Here is a 12,338-nt window from a genome sequence, read left to right on the forward strand (position 1 = left end):
GTAACTTTAACAAATTAAACGCCTTAATACATTACTTCTTCACCTTACCAGCGCTTGGCATTTGCAAATTTAATCTCGTTTTTTCCTTTGGCTTTAGCAATGGCTCGCTTGGTATTTGGGTTGATTAACAAACGAATTTGACTCCATGTCTCTGTGGCTAGAATTTTTCGTTGTGAGGCTTTATAGCTTTGTTGAGTTACACGTTTAATTGCAGCAAGTGTGTCTGGAGAGCGTTCAAATAGTGTGTTAAGCATTTCTGTAGTGGCTTTATCGATATCGTCTGTTGTTATTGTGCTTAAGCCCAGCTCACTGGCTTGTTGTGCGCTAATTGGATTAGCGTGGCTTGCTAACCACAGTGCTTGGTCGCGCTTTATTAGCCCCGGTAACATAACGTTAGCCCCCATATCAGGGCACAACCCCCAGCGAGCTTCCATAATGGCAAATTTAGCGTCTGTATGCACAATCCGGTAATCGGCTCCAAGCGCGATTTGCAGACCACCACCAAGGCAATTACCGCGTATTTTGGCAATAACAGGGACTTTTAATGACTGCCAACCCAACACTACTTTTTGCGCTAAGTTTTGATTACCAGGAAGCCATTTAAATAGCAGCTTTACAATATTCAGAGGTGAGGCCATAACAGCGATAATATCCAGCCCTGCACAAAAATGTTCTCCTTCACCGGTTAATACCACCGCGCGAATATCGGGATCTTTTTTAATATTTTTAATTGCTTTGTCAAGCTCAATAAACATAGCAAAACTTAAGGCATTTTGTTTTTCTGCTCGGTTTAGTGTGATGGTAGCAATGCCCTGTTTTTTTTCTAGTTTTATCATTTCGCACTCCTCTGACCTGTTGTTTGAGCTTATGTTCTTCTTAGTGCTAAGTAAAGTGGATGAGGATGAATAAAAGCAAAATGAACTTTTATAATTAAATCATCAATAAATCAATAAGGGTTAGATTAAGATAAAAAAGTCAGAATTTAACGTGTTTTTTTATCAAAACACTAACAACTTTTGATACTATAACGACCAATTACAAAGCTCAGAGGTTTATTATTCATGTCAGGCCCACGTTTATTTTCGGTAGAAGAAGCAACCCATCAAGCTTACGATATTTTTTTGCAGCTTGCGCCCAACAACCTCAGTGATAAAGACGTTGAAGAGTTTAACTTACACCGTGAAGAGCTTGGCTTTATTGAAGAAGATGAGCCTGACGAACAATGGCAAAATTTTGTTGCCTTAGAGATAGAGCCTGAGCATTTTATTCAAGTATTAGTCGGGCTTGAATTTGACAGTGAAGATGTTTTATTTGCTAAAATTTTAATTAGCCGTGATAAAGATGCACCTTTTTGTCATATTCTATGGAAAGAAAGTGAATAACTTTTTCGATGCCTTTTTGCTATCGTCATTCGTAAGAGAGTGTATTTTGCCAAAGTGCCTTATATTACTGTTTTTACTCTTTAGCTCTTTTAGCTGGGCTGTTGACCCCTTTGAAGACTTTCATGAATACGGTGAGCTTTCAGATGAAGAAATTCATCAGTTACATAAAGGCGAAATGCTGTATGGTGATACTGAATTTGGCTTTATTTTGAGCAGAGGTAATACCAACTCAACCAGCTTTAAGCTCAAAGGTAATCTTTACCAAGATTTCGAAAACTGGCGAAATCAGTTCAAAGTAGATTCTTTATACAAACGTGACGAAAATGAAGAAACTGGCGAGTCGGATGTTACTGCTAACCGTGTGTTTGTCTCTGCACAAGGAAACTATAAAGTCGGCGTTAAAAATTCGTCCTTTTTTATTTATGGTGATTACGAAGAAGATGAATTTAGCGGTCTTGATTTTAAAAGCACAGTGGCAACGGGTTATGGAGCACGTGTTTATCAGGGGGTTAAAAATAAAGTCGATATAGATATTGGTCCCGGTTTATATCGTTCAGTCGCGGATGATGAGTCAACTGCACTTGAAGATGATAAAAACAAAATGGGCTATTTGTTACGCATTGCAATGCAATGGGAACGGTTAGTGTCTGAGCGCACTCGGTTTAATCAAGATATTAGTATTGAGCAGTCTTTGTCGGGGCTAAACTCACGGTTTAAATCTGAAACGGCATTAATTAGCCAAGTGGTTGGGGCAGTATCGCTCAAGTTTGCTTATATGTACCGTTACAACTCTAAACCTGAAGAAGATAAGCTTAAATATGATTCAGAGCTTAGCGCAACGTTAGTATACAGTTTTTAATTTTAACTTTTTAATTGAGAGTGTTATGTATCAGCATAAGCAGTATGCGGTATTTATATTTGTAGTATTGGCATGGATAGGTAGTTTTGTTGCACTTGCATGGAGTTTAATCGGTGCCGATGTGCCGTTAATGGTGTTTGCGGGTATTTTACTGCTGGTGGGTTTTTTGTTTCATGGTTTAACCATTAAAGTCGATGAGGTTCATATTAGCTGGGCATTTGGTCCAGGCGTTGCGGGTCAAAAATTAGCATTAAAAGATATAATTGATGTAAAAGCAGTACAAAACTCATATCGTCATGGTATTGGTATTCGAATTACTCATGATGGTTGGATTTATTCAGTATCAGGTTTTAGTGCCGTGCAATTAACGCTAAAAGATGGCAGCCAATATCGTTTGGGCACTAATGATCAAGCTGAATTAGTGGCAGCGCTTGAAGATAAAATAACGCCTGGCGAAGCACCCGTTGCAAAACAGCCGCAAGCTAAATTACCTATTTATAATAATATGCTATAAAAAAAGCGCCTAGGGCGCTTTTTTTATTACTTTATGTGGCTTTAGTGATCGTGACCACAACCGCCTTCACCATGGACATGGCCATGCTCAAGCTCTTCGGCCGTTGCATCACGTACTTCTAAAATTTCTACATCAAAGTTAAGCGTAATACCGGCAAGTGGGTTATTACCATCAATAATCACTTCTTCGTCTTGAATATCGATGATCATCACTGATTGATCGCCATCATCGGTAGTTGCACGAAATTGCATGCCCACTTCAATTTCCATGCCTTCAAACATTGATTTTGGCACGGCTTGCATTAGGTTATCATGACGCTCACCGTAACCTTCTTCAGGTTCTACTTTTACGCTTAGTGTATCGCCAGCTTGTTTGCCTTGCAGCGCGTTTTCCAGCCCTGAAATCAGGTAGCCTGTACCAACGATAAAAATTAATGGCTCACCGCCAAATGAGTTATCAATGGTATTGCCGTCATTATCTAGTACAGAGTAATGCATTTTTACCACTTTATTTGCTGCAACGATCATAGTCATTCCTATTATTCATCTTCAAGAGAGTAAGGGAGAGGCAGAATGTTTAGCTCTACCGAAGGGGTGTGTTTTGCACGAAGAACCTGTTCGGTGTCAGTATCGTTTGGCAACACAACTAAGCCAGTTAAAGTGTGTGTTTGTTCATTAAAACTTTGTGCGATAAGTTTACCCGCTCGACGCCAGTTTTCACCAAGCTGAGTTTCAATATCAGGGGCATCGAGCAATCCTTCACTTTGTCCTGAAACGATATACATGGCGCGTTTATTTTTACCTAGGTATTTCATACGCGCGACCGTTTCTTGGCCAGTGTAGCAACCTTTTTTAAAGCTAATGCCATTAATCGCTTGCAGATTAACCATTTGTGGTACGTATTCATCAATTGCATCTACGCTTAATTGTGGCTCACCAGCCAACAGTGAGGCTTGTTGCCATATAGCATCGCTTTCTAACGTGGATACTTCATCAGGTAGGCAAAATTGGCTATCAACCATGAGTAAAACGCGGTTTGGCGCAAGTTTAAGTGCTTTGCCGTGGGCGAAGTCGCAGGCAGTAACGTCGTCAGTAAAGTGAATGTCTAATTGTGTTAATAAGTCTGTTAAATCATCACCAAGTAGGCCAATTAATCGCTCAGAAGATTGGTTAATATCAACTTTAGCAAATACGGCATATTTTTTAAGTTCAGCCAGTGAGCGCTCTACCTCCGCTTTTGAGCCAGTTAAGTAATAGTTTTGCTGATAAGAAAATAACTTAAATACGCCCCAAAGTTTACCTTTTGCGCTGCAATGCCCTGTCCATAAAAAGTTGTTGTTGTTGAGTTTATTTAAATCTTGAGTGATTTGTCCGTGTAGGTACGATAATTTATCTGCGCCTGAAAGGCTAATAACCTGATGTGATAAAGGACATGCATAGACCAGAGACATAAACACCTTCTTTTGCAATAACGAATGAGGCCACATAATAACGTAGTTAAAGCGTATGGTACAGCCACCAACAGACGTTGTTTTTTTATAATTTAGTGCTGTTAAATTAACGTGTATTTGTTAAACTCAAGCTACTTAAATATGAGGTTTAGCATGGTTGAAATACATAGTAAAGCACGTATCCGTTGGGCTTGCCGTCGTGGCATGTTAGAACTAGATGTTTTGTTTATGCCGTTTGTTGAACAAGCCTATGATTCGCTTGACGCTAAACAGCAGGCTGCTTTTCAGCGCTTGTTAACCCAAGAGGACCCAGATTTGTTCGCTTGGTTTATGGGTCATGAAGAATGTAAAGACGCTGAGCTTAACACTATGGTCCAGTTAATTTTAGACCGAGTTCGTGTATAGGTTTACGGTTACAAATAACCAACCAGACCACAAACCCATTGTGGTCTTTTTTTGTGTACTGACTTTAGTACTTTGTTTGTTTATGACCTCTATTGCGGCGGTTATAGTTTGTATTGTGCTCAACCTTGTTGCTGGGGTTATTCTTTGGCGCAAAATAGTGCTAGCGCAACCTAACAAGGGGGTGGTTATATTAGCGCCGAATCAATTTCGCTTTGAAAGTTCAGACAGGCAAATTCAAGGTATCATTGGCAAACAAAGCCGATTACTTGGTCGCAGTGTGTGGTTGTATATTAATGGCTTCAGTGAAAATTATTGGCTGATTATCTCAGCCAATAGTATTGATGAGCAAAGCTATGCGCGTTTAAAACGCGCAACACTTGCGGCAATTAATTGCGTGGCGGGGTCAAAATAGTGGGGGTTGGATTGTCATTTTGATTTGGGTAATCAATTGTAAAATGTAAACCTCGGCTTTCTTTTCGCTCCATCGCACTTCTGATGATAAGCTCTGAAACTTGCACCAAATTTCGTAATTCAAGCAGATTATTACTCACTCTAAAATTTGAGTAATAGTCATGTATTTCTTTTTTTAATAACTCGACTCGACTTAGTGCTCTTGCTAAACGCTTGGTTGAGCGAACAATTCCTACGTAGTCCCACATAAACAATCTAAGTTCATGCCAGTTGTGAGTAATGACAATTTCTTCATCGGAATTAGATACGCGGCTTTCATCCCAACTAGGTAGCTCAATTAATGCTGGTGCGGTCTCTATTTTACTTAAAATGTCTTTTGCCGCAGCATGGGCAAATACAATGCATTCTAATAATGAATTACTCGCCATGCGGTTTGCGCCATGTAATCCCGTGTAAGCTACCTCGCCCACGGCATATAAATTAGCTAAATCGGTTTTACCGTTAAAGTCAGTCATTACGCCACCGCAGGTGTAATGTGCCGCGGGAACGACTGGAATGGCTTCTTTAGTGATATCTAACCCTACACTCAAACATTTAGCGTATATAGTTGGGAAGTGTTCAATAATAAAATCTTTGTCTTTGTGGCTAATATCTAAATAAACACAGTTTGCGCCTAAGCGCTTCATTTCAAAGTCAATGGCGCGCGCAACGATATCGCGAGGGGCTAGTTCTTCTCGCTCATCAAATTCTTTCATAAACCGCGTACCATCAGGGCGCTTTAAGTATGCTCCTTCACCGCGCATAGCTTCGGTGATTAAAAAGTTTTGTAATTCTGGATGATACAAACTCGTAGGGTGAAACTGGTTAAATTCCATATTAGCAACACGACAACCTGCACGCCATGCCATGGCTATTCCATCACCGCTAGATACATCAGGGTTAGAAGTGTAAAGGTATACTTTACTTGCGCCCCCGGTTGCAAGCGCCACAAATTTAGCGCTGATAGTTTCTACTCTTTGCGCTTTTTTGTTCCACACGTACATGCCATGCACATGTGAGCCTTTTGTTCCGATTGTTTTATCTGAAATTAAATCGATTGCATTGTATTGCTCTAGCAAAGTAATATTTTTATGTGTTTGTACTTGGCTAATAAGGGTCGTTTGTACGGCTTTGCCTGTGGCATCTGCCGCATGTAAAATACGTCTATGGCTATGGCCACCTTCTCGAGTAAGATGAAAACGTTCTTTACCTTTGCTATCAAACTCCATATCAAAAGGCACACCCTGATCAATAAGCCATTGCAAACAGTCATGAGCATTACTTGCTGTATAGTGAACAGCTTCCCTGTCACATAAACCGCCACCGGCGTCTAAGGTATCTTCAACGTGGGACTCAATACTGTCATTTTTTTTATCAAAAACCGCAGCAATGCCGCCCTGAGCATATAAAGTAGAGCCTTCGGTTAACTCTCCTTTACTGATCACGGTAACGTTACAGTAATTAGCCAAGGATAAGGCAAGAGATAAGCCCGCTGCGCCGCTACCAATAATAGCGACATCTGTAATGTGATATTTATTTTGGTTCATCTGTGGGGTACTTTGCGGTTACAATGCTCAGGTAGAGCAATATTTATTTTTCAAGGCTTATAGTTGTACCATATTTAAAGCACAAGCATGAAGTGGTTTTAGCGTATAAGTGCGTTATTTTTAGCTATTTAATAAAAAATAATATGAGTGAGAACTTTTTATTCATTTAAGGGTCAGAGTAAATGTGAACAATGGCGACACTATGAATAATAAGCAAGAATCAATCAGAGGAGTGCCGGCTCGAATGAGCGAGCAGGAATTAGATTTAGCGTTAGTGAAAAGGGTTCAGCAAGGAGATAAAAACGCCTTTAACCTATTAGTTAAGAAGTATCAAAACAAGATCGCTGGTTTGATCTCACGTTATGTGTCAAACCAAGGTGATATTGCTGATGTAGCACAAGAGGCGTTTATTAAAGCGTATCGTGCACTTCCAAACTTTAGAGGTGACAGTGCTTTTTATACTTGGCTTTATCGTATCGCCGTTAATTGTGCTAAAAATTATTTAGTGGCTCAAGGGCGTAAGCCGCCAGCAAACGATATAGATGCTGACGATGCCGAGTTTTATGAGGGTGCAGATTCTATGCGTTCTAACGCATCACCTGAAAATTTACTATTAAGCGACGAAGTACGCGCTGTTATTTTTAACACCATTGATAGTTTGCCTGAAGATCTTAAAACCGCGATTACTCTTAGAGAGATTGAGGGTATGAGCTATGAAGAAATAGCCGTGGTGATGGATTGCCCAGTCGGGACGGTACGTTCGCGTATTTTTCGTGCCCGTGAAGCAATTGATAACAAATTAAACCCATTAATAGGCGAGTCTTAGTATGACAAAAGCACACGTTAACCGCTTAGATAACGAATCGTTATCAGCATTACTTGACGGTGAGCAAGCATTAAATGATGCAGCGATTGCATCTGCTGATGTAGCTACATTTGGCCGTTACGCTTTAATTGGTGACGCAATGCGAGCTAAAGTAAATAACAATAATATGGATTTTGATATCAGCGAGCGCATTTCGTCAGCACTTGAGAGCGAGCCCGTTTATGCCGATTTTAGCCAGTTTGATAATTCGCTAAAGCAAATAGATACTAAAACAAACGATAAAGTAGTGGCGTTTAACTGGCGCAAACCTGTGGCTCAAATAGCGATTGCAGCGAGCGTAGCGATGTTTACCATTGTTGGTATTAATACTTTGCCACAAGGTGAAGAGTCAGTACAAAATGAAATTCCTTTATTGCAAACCACACCATTAACAGGCATGGCTTCGCCAGTGAGTTACTCATCGGCACCAGCGCTTGAAAATGCAGAGCAAGGGTTGCGAGAGCTTCAGCAACAACGTATAGGTGCACTGGTACTGGAACATCAGCGTCAAGCACGTGTTGCCCATTCGTTAAAAGCGGCAAAATCAGTCGATACTTCGCAAGAGGAAAAAAACTAATTAAATGAAAGTAATTACTTTTATTATGTCGTTGGCATTAAGTTTTAATACCTTTGCCAATGACAACAATCCCGCCAAAGATTTACTGCTTGAGATGGCTAATGCCGTTCATACTCGTAATTTTGATGCCTCCTTTGTGGTTGTTAAAGGCAAAAGCATGGAGCCCTATCGTTGGGTGCACGCTAAACAGGGTGATGTAGAACTCGAACACCTTAGTTTACTTAATGGTGCGGGCCTTGAAATGATCCGCATTAATGACCAAGTTACTTATTTCGAACCACAATCAGCGCCTTATTCATTAAAGACCGATTCGATTGCAGGGCCTATTCCAGAGGTGTTGTTTAAAGATATAAATCGTTTAAGTACACATTATGACTTTGTACTTGGTGGTAAAGGTCGTATTGCCGGGCGTCCTGCGCAACTTGTGCGAATTGAATCTAAAAACGATGATAAATATAACTATTGGATATGGATAGACACAGAATCGTCATTATTATTAAAAGCGGCTTATGTTAATCAGCAAGGGGAAGCGCTAGAACAGCTACAGCTTACTCATATTAGCGTGACTGAGCAACCAGCGAGCCTACTGTTAGAGGTGCTTAATCGTAACTTTCCAACGCCATTACCTGCCAACTCAGTTGATCAAGAAATTCAAGCCAATGCTATGAATTGGCAAATTAGTTGGTTACCAACTGGATTTGAATTGCTGAAGTCAGACAGACATAAACTGGATTTGAACAATGAGCTAACAGACTATTATCTATATTCAGATGGTTTTGTTGAGGTGTCGGTATTTGTTCAACGACCATTGCCAGGCAAACGTTTAAATGGAGCATTAACCTCTGGAGCGACCACCATTTATGTGCACAATGGCAGAAATTTTGATGTGTCGGTAGTGGGGAATATTCCGACTACCAGTGCTAAAGCTATTGCTGAGTCTGTATCGCGGGCATTATAAGTTATTATGATAGAACAAACGTTAACCGTCGTGGCCCTTAGTGGCCACGTTGCGCATTTAGAAGCTCAACAAAAACAAGCTTGTGAAGGCTGTAATGGCCGTTGTGGCTCACAAATATTTAGTAAATTATTTGGTAGCGCAAAAAAAACGCTGCCCTACAAATTTGAAACGCAATTAGAAATAGGGCAAAAAGTCACTTTGTCACTGGATGACAGTCATGTTGTAAAACATGCTTTTGCGGTGTACATGCTACCTTTATTGGCTAGCTTGGTATTTGCCTTAGTCGCCAGTGAATTTATGTTACTCACTGAAGGCTGGCAAATTTTAGCGGCGTTAGCGGGGGGGATTAGTGGCTTTTTAATGGCTAAAACATGGGTGAAATCACTTAGACATGAGATTAAAGTGATAAAAATTCATCCAATTAGTCTCCCTTTAACTCAAATAGATGGTGATTGAGGCCAATTAAATGTAAAATTGCGTTTTTATGTCACAGTAACTTGAAAATAACTTGAAAATGCACAGCACGTATTTTCAAGTTATTTAGGCATATGGCCTTAGTCCCTTAAAATAGAAGTTTAGAATCCAGTTTATGAAGCATATCCGTAATTTTTCGATCATCGCCCACATTGACCATGGTAAATCGACCCTTTCAGACCGTTTGATCCAAGTTTGTGGGGGCCTAACCGACCGCGAAATGCAAAAACAAGTTCTGGATTCAATGGATATTGAACGTGAACGCGGCATCACTATTAAGGCACAAAGTGTAACCTTAAACTATAAAGCCAATGACGGTGAAACCTACCAGCTTAATTTTATCGATACCCCAGGGCATGTAGACTTTACTTATGAAGTATCCCGCTCGTTAGCGGCCTGTGAAGGTGCATTATTGGTTGTTGATGCTGGCCAAGGTGTTGAAGCACAGACACTGGCTAACTGTTATACCGCCATTGAAATGGACTTGGAAGTTATACCTGTACTTAATAAAATTGACTTACCGCAAGCTGATCCACTTCGTGTTGCCGAAGAAATTGAAGATATTATTGGTATTGATGCGCTGGATGCCGTGCAATGCAGTGCTAAAACAGGTGTAGGCATTGCTGAAGTACTTGAAATGATTGTTAAAGATGTCCCCCCTCCGGTGGGTGACAAAGAGGCGCCTTTGCAGGCGCTTATTATCGATTCATGGTTTGACCCATACCAAGGCGTTGTATCACTTGTGCGTATTAAGCATGGCGAGTTGCGCACAGGCGATAAAATTAAAATCATGTCAAATGAACATATTCATACTGCTGATCAGGTGGGTATTTTTACGCCTAAACAGACCAACACGGGTATTTTACGCACCGGTGAGGTGGGATTTGTTATTGCGGGTATTAAAGAAATACACGGCGCGCCGGTGGGCGATACCATCACTCATCAAAAAAATGCTGCGCCAATGCGTCTACCTGGCTTTCAAAAAATTAAGCCACAAGTTTATGCTGGTATGTTCCCTATTGCTTCTGATGAATATGAATCATTTCGCGATGCGCTTAATAAATTAAGCCTAAATGATGCGTCGTTATTTTTTGAGCCAGAAAATTCAACCGCCCTTGGTTTTGGTTTTCGTTGTGGCTTTTTGGGTATGCTCCACATGGAAATTATTCAAGAGCGTTTAGAGCGTGAATACAACATTGATTTGATCACTACGGCGCCTACGGTTATTTATGAAGTGGTCACAAAAGAGGGGACCACACAAATAGACAACCCTTCTGACTTACCGCCAGTTAACGATATTTTAGAGATTCGTGAGCCTGTGGTTGAAGCAAATATACTGGTACCACAAGAATATTTAGGTAGCGTGATCACCTTATGTGTTGATAAGCGCGGTATGCAAACTAAAATGACTTATCATGGTAAGCAAGTGGCTGTAACTTATGAGCTACCAATGGCTGAAGTGGTGATGGACTTTTTTGATAAATTAAAATCAACCAGTCGTGGTTTTGCATCACTTGATTACAATTTTAAGCATTTTCAAACCTCAGACATGGTGCGTGTAGATATACTCATTAATGGTGAGCGTGTCGATGCGCTAGCGATTATTGTTCACCGCGAAAGCGCACAATCACGCGGACGTCAATTAGCTGATGCGTTAAAAGAGCTTATTCCTAGGCAAATGTTTGATATTGCGATTCAGGCTGCCATTGGACAGCATGTTATTGCCCGTACTACTGTTAAGCAACTACGTAAAAACGTGATTGCAAAGTGTTACGGTGGCGACGTCAGTCGTAAGAAAAAGTTACTTCAAAAGCAAAAAGATGGTAAAAAACGTATGAAGCAACTGGGTAATGTTGAAGTACCTCAAGAAGCGTTCTTAGCTATTTTGAAAGTTGGTAAATAAAAACAAAGGATTATAAATGGCTGGTTATTTTTCAGTTTTATTAGTTTTATTAACCTTGGGCTCCGGCCTAATATGGTTAATAGATCACTTAATGTTTGCCCCTAAAAGGCAGGAACGTTTAGCCATAGCGCAAAGTTCCGCCGGCGGCCAACTTGATGAAGAAACAGCAGCACTGATTGCCCCTGAGCCAGTGATTACTGAAACGGCAAAGTCTATTTTTCCAATGATTGCTGCTATCACTATTTTTAGATCGTTCATCTTTGAACCTTTTCAAATTCCATCAGGGTCAATGATGCCAACATTATTAGTGGGCGATTTTATTTTAGTGCAAAAGTATGCTTATGGAATTAAAGATCCAGTATGGCGCAGTCAATTAGTTGATGTAAGTGAACCGGAGCGTGGTGATATTGTTGTTTTTAAGTTTCCGGGCAATGAAACAATTGATTACATAAAAAGAACAATAGGGTTACCTGGCGATAAAGTCGTCTATCGCGATAAGCATCTTTATATTCAGCCAAAATGTGCTGATGGTGAATCAAGCCGCGATAATCTGCAATGTGGTGAATACAATAAAATCGACATGGAAGTTAAAGAGAGAGGTGAATTCATGCTCAGAGGCATGGAGTCGGTTCGAGTAAATGAATCACTCACAGAAGGGGGTCACGATATTTTAATTTACCCTGAACTGCCTGAGAAAAAAGGTCGTTACTTTAGACAAGCAGGTACTCGCACCGATGAGTGGGTTGTGCCCGCAGATCACTATTTTATGATGGGAGATAATCGAGATAATAGTGAAGACGGTCGATTTTGGGGATTTGTACCAAAAGAAAACTTGGTGGGGAAAGCTGTCTTTATATGGATGAGTTTTGAATTTGATAATGGCCCAGATGACATTTTACCAGGATGGGTTCCAACTGGTGTTCGTTTTGAACGCCTAGGTAATATTCAGTAACA

15 protein-coding genes are annotated in these 12,338 nt (G+C 40.4%); 11 read left to right on the top strand and 4 right to left on the bottom strand.

The features are described from left to right. Window positions 1–44: 44 nt before the first annotated feature. Entirely contained in the window at window positions 45–836 is a 792-nt protein-coding gene (locus AC6H44_RS03240; protein WP_500737474.1) for a crotonase/enoyl-CoA hydratase family protein, read from the bottom strand. 225 nt (window positions 837–1,061) lie between these two features. Here AC6H44_RS03240 and AC6H44_RS03245 point away from each other — a divergent pair, with 225 nt between their 5' ends. Genes AC6H44_RS03245 through AC6H44_RS03255 form a run of 3 tightly spaced genes read left to right on the top strand, consistent with a single transcriptional unit; the run spans window position 1,062 to window position 2,755 of the window. Next, a complete protein-coding gene (locus AC6H44_RS03245) occupies window positions 1,062–1,382 on the top strand; it encodes an HI1450 family dsDNA-mimic protein (RefSeq protein ID WP_500737475.1) in 321 nt (106 codons plus the stop codon). Beyond that, window positions 1,375–2,241, top strand: coding sequence for a DUF481 domain-containing protein (locus tag AC6H44_RS03250; protein WP_500737476.1), 867 nt, complete (start codon window positions 1,375–1,377; stop codon window positions 2,239–2,241). Before AC6H44_RS03245 ends, AC6H44_RS03250 begins: the two co-directional genes overlap by 8 nt. Window positions 2,242–2,266: 25 nt before the next feature. Next, window positions 2,267–2,755, top strand: a complete 489-nt coding sequence (locus tag AC6H44_RS03255) for a hypothetical protein (RefSeq protein WP_500737477.1) — start codon at window positions 2,267–2,269, stop codon at window positions 2,753–2,755. Window positions 2,756–2,796: 41 nt separating this feature from the next. On the opposite strand, the gene AC6H44_RS03260 is transcribed toward AC6H44_RS03255, so the two are convergent. Both AC6H44_RS03260 and ygfZ read right to left on the bottom strand, forming a co-directional pair. Then, on the bottom strand, window positions 2,797–3,282 hold the full coding sequence (locus tag AC6H44_RS03260; protein WP_500737479.1) for an FKBP-type peptidyl-prolyl cis-trans isomerase: 486 nt from the start codon (window positions 3,280–3,282) through the stop codon (window positions 2,797–2,799). A gap of 11 nt (window positions 3,283–3,293) precedes the next feature. Continuing rightward, window positions 3,294–4,205: a CAF17-like 4Fe-4S cluster assembly/insertion protein YgfZ gene (ygfZ, locus tag AC6H44_RS03265; RefSeq protein ID WP_500737480.1), complete on the bottom strand. Its 912-nt coding sequence runs from the start codon at window positions 4,203–4,205 to the stop codon at window positions 3,294–3,296. 153 nt (window positions 4,206–4,358) lie between these two features. Here ygfZ and AC6H44_RS03270 point away from each other — a divergent pair, with 153 nt between their 5' ends. Together AC6H44_RS03270 and AC6H44_RS03275 are read left to right on the top strand one after the other, a co-directional pair. Next, entirely contained in the window at window positions 4,359–4,610 is a 252-nt protein-coding gene (locus AC6H44_RS03270) for an FAD assembly factor SdhE (protein ID WP_500737481.1), read from the top strand. 82 nt (window positions 4,611–4,692) lie between these two features. Next, window positions 4,693–5,022, top strand: coding sequence for a hypothetical protein (locus AC6H44_RS03275; protein WP_500737482.1), 330 nt, complete (start codon window positions 4,693–4,695; stop codon window positions 5,020–5,022). On the opposite strand, the gene nadB is transcribed toward AC6H44_RS03275, so the two are convergent. Continuing rightward, window positions 4,997–6,607 carry an L-aspartate oxidase gene (gene nadB / locus AC6H44_RS03280; protein WP_500737484.1) on the bottom strand — a complete coding sequence of 537 codons (1,611 nt, stop codon included), beginning with the start codon at window positions 6,605–6,607 and terminating at the stop codon, window positions 4,997–4,999. The two genes, AC6H44_RS03275 and nadB, sit on opposite strands and share 26 nt — an antisense overlap. A gap of 244 nt (window positions 6,608–6,851) precedes the next feature. Between nadB and rpoE the strand changes: the two genes are divergently transcribed. From rpoE to lepB, 6 genes are all read left to right on the top strand, one after another. Then, complete coding sequence (gene rpoE, locus AC6H44_RS03285; protein WP_500738367.1) at window positions 6,852–7,433, top strand: RNA polymerase sigma factor RpoE; 582 nt, start codon at window positions 6,852–6,854, stop codon at window positions 7,431–7,433. 1 nt (window position 7,434) lies between these two features. Continuing rightward, entirely contained in the window at window positions 7,435–8,049 is a 615-nt protein-coding gene (locus AC6H44_RS03290; protein ID WP_500737485.1) for a sigma-E factor negative regulatory protein, read from the top strand. 4 nt (window positions 8,050–8,053) lie between these two features. Beyond that, window positions 8,054–9,007 (top strand): MucB/RseB C-terminal domain-containing protein, encoded by a 954-nt coding sequence (locus AC6H44_RS03295; protein ID WP_500737487.1) that lies wholly within the window; start codon window positions 8,054–8,056, stop codon window positions 9,005–9,007. Between the two features lie 6 nt (window positions 9,008–9,013). Then, on the top strand, window positions 9,014–9,463 hold the full coding sequence (locus AC6H44_RS03300) for a SoxR reducing system RseC family protein (RefSeq protein ID WP_500737488.1): 450 nt from the start codon (window positions 9,014–9,016) through the stop codon (window positions 9,461–9,463). A 133-nt stretch (window positions 9,464–9,596) separates the two neighbouring features. Further along, the gene (lepA, locus tag AC6H44_RS03305; protein ID WP_500737489.1) at window positions 9,597–11,384 is read left to right on the top strand and encodes a translation elongation factor 4; all 1,788 of its coding nucleotides are present in this window, start codon (window positions 9,597–9,599) and stop codon (window positions 11,382–11,384) included. A gap of 16 nt (window positions 11,385–11,400) precedes the next feature. Then, window positions 11,401–12,336: a signal peptidase I gene (gene lepB, locus AC6H44_RS03310; RefSeq protein WP_500737491.1), complete on the top strand. Its 936-nt coding sequence runs from the start codon at window positions 11,401–11,403 to the stop codon at window positions 12,334–12,336. Window positions 12,337–12,338: the final 2 nt, after the last annotated feature.

The sequence above is a fragment of the Pseudoalteromonas sp. TAP-3C genome (assembly GCF_059888565.1).

Bases quoted from the DNA above. Each gene is read 5' to 3' on its own strand.
- AC6H44_RS03240 (WP_500737474.1), bottom strand. From the start codon at position 836: ATGATAAAACTAGAAAAAAAACAGGGCATTGCTACCATCACACTAAAC.
- AC6H44_RS03245 (WP_500737475.1), top strand. From the start codon at position 1,062: ATGTCAGGCCCACGTTTATTTTCGGTAGAAGAAGCAACCCATCAAGCT.
- AC6H44_RS03255 (WP_500737477.1), top strand. From the start codon at position 2,267: ATGTATCAGCATAAGCAGTATGCGGTATTTATATTTGTAGTATTGGCA.
- AC6H44_RS03260 (WP_500737479.1), bottom strand. From the start codon at position 3,282: ATGATCGTTGCAGCAAATAAAGTGGTAAAAATGCATTACTCTGTACTA.
- ygfZ (WP_500737480.1), bottom strand. From the start codon at position 4,205: ATGTCTCTGGTCTATGCATGTCCTTTATCACATCAGGTTATTAGCCTT.
- AC6H44_RS03270 (WP_500737481.1), top strand. From the start codon at position 4,359: ATGGTTGAAATACATAGTAAAGCACGTATCCGTTGGGCTTGCCGTCGT.
- AC6H44_RS03275 (WP_500737482.1), top strand. From the start codon at position 4,693: ATGACCTCTATTGCGGCGGTTATAGTTTGTATTGTGCTCAACCTTGTT.
- nadB (WP_500737484.1), bottom strand. From the start codon at position 6,607: ATGAACCAAAATAAATATCACATTACAGATGTCGCTATTATTGGTAGC.
- rpoE (WP_500738367.1), top strand. From the start codon at position 6,852: ATGAGCGAGCAGGAATTAGATTTAGCGTTAGTGAAAAGGGTTCAGCAA.
- AC6H44_RS03290 (WP_500737485.1), top strand. From the start codon at position 7,435: ATGACAAAAGCACACGTTAACCGCTTAGATAACGAATCGTTATCAGCA.
- AC6H44_RS03295 (WP_500737487.1), top strand. From the start codon at position 8,054: ATGAAAGTAATTACTTTTATTATGTCGTTGGCATTAAGTTTTAATACC.
- AC6H44_RS03300 (WP_500737488.1), top strand. From the start codon at position 9,014: ATGATAGAACAAACGTTAACCGTCGTGGCCCTTAGTGGCCACGTTGCG.
- lepA (WP_500737489.1), top strand. From the start codon at position 9,597: ATGAAGCATATCCGTAATTTTTCGATCATCGCCCACATTGACCATGGT.
- lepB (WP_500737491.1), top strand. From the start codon at position 11,401: ATGGCTGGTTATTTTTCAGTTTTATTAGTTTTATTAACCTTGGGCTCC.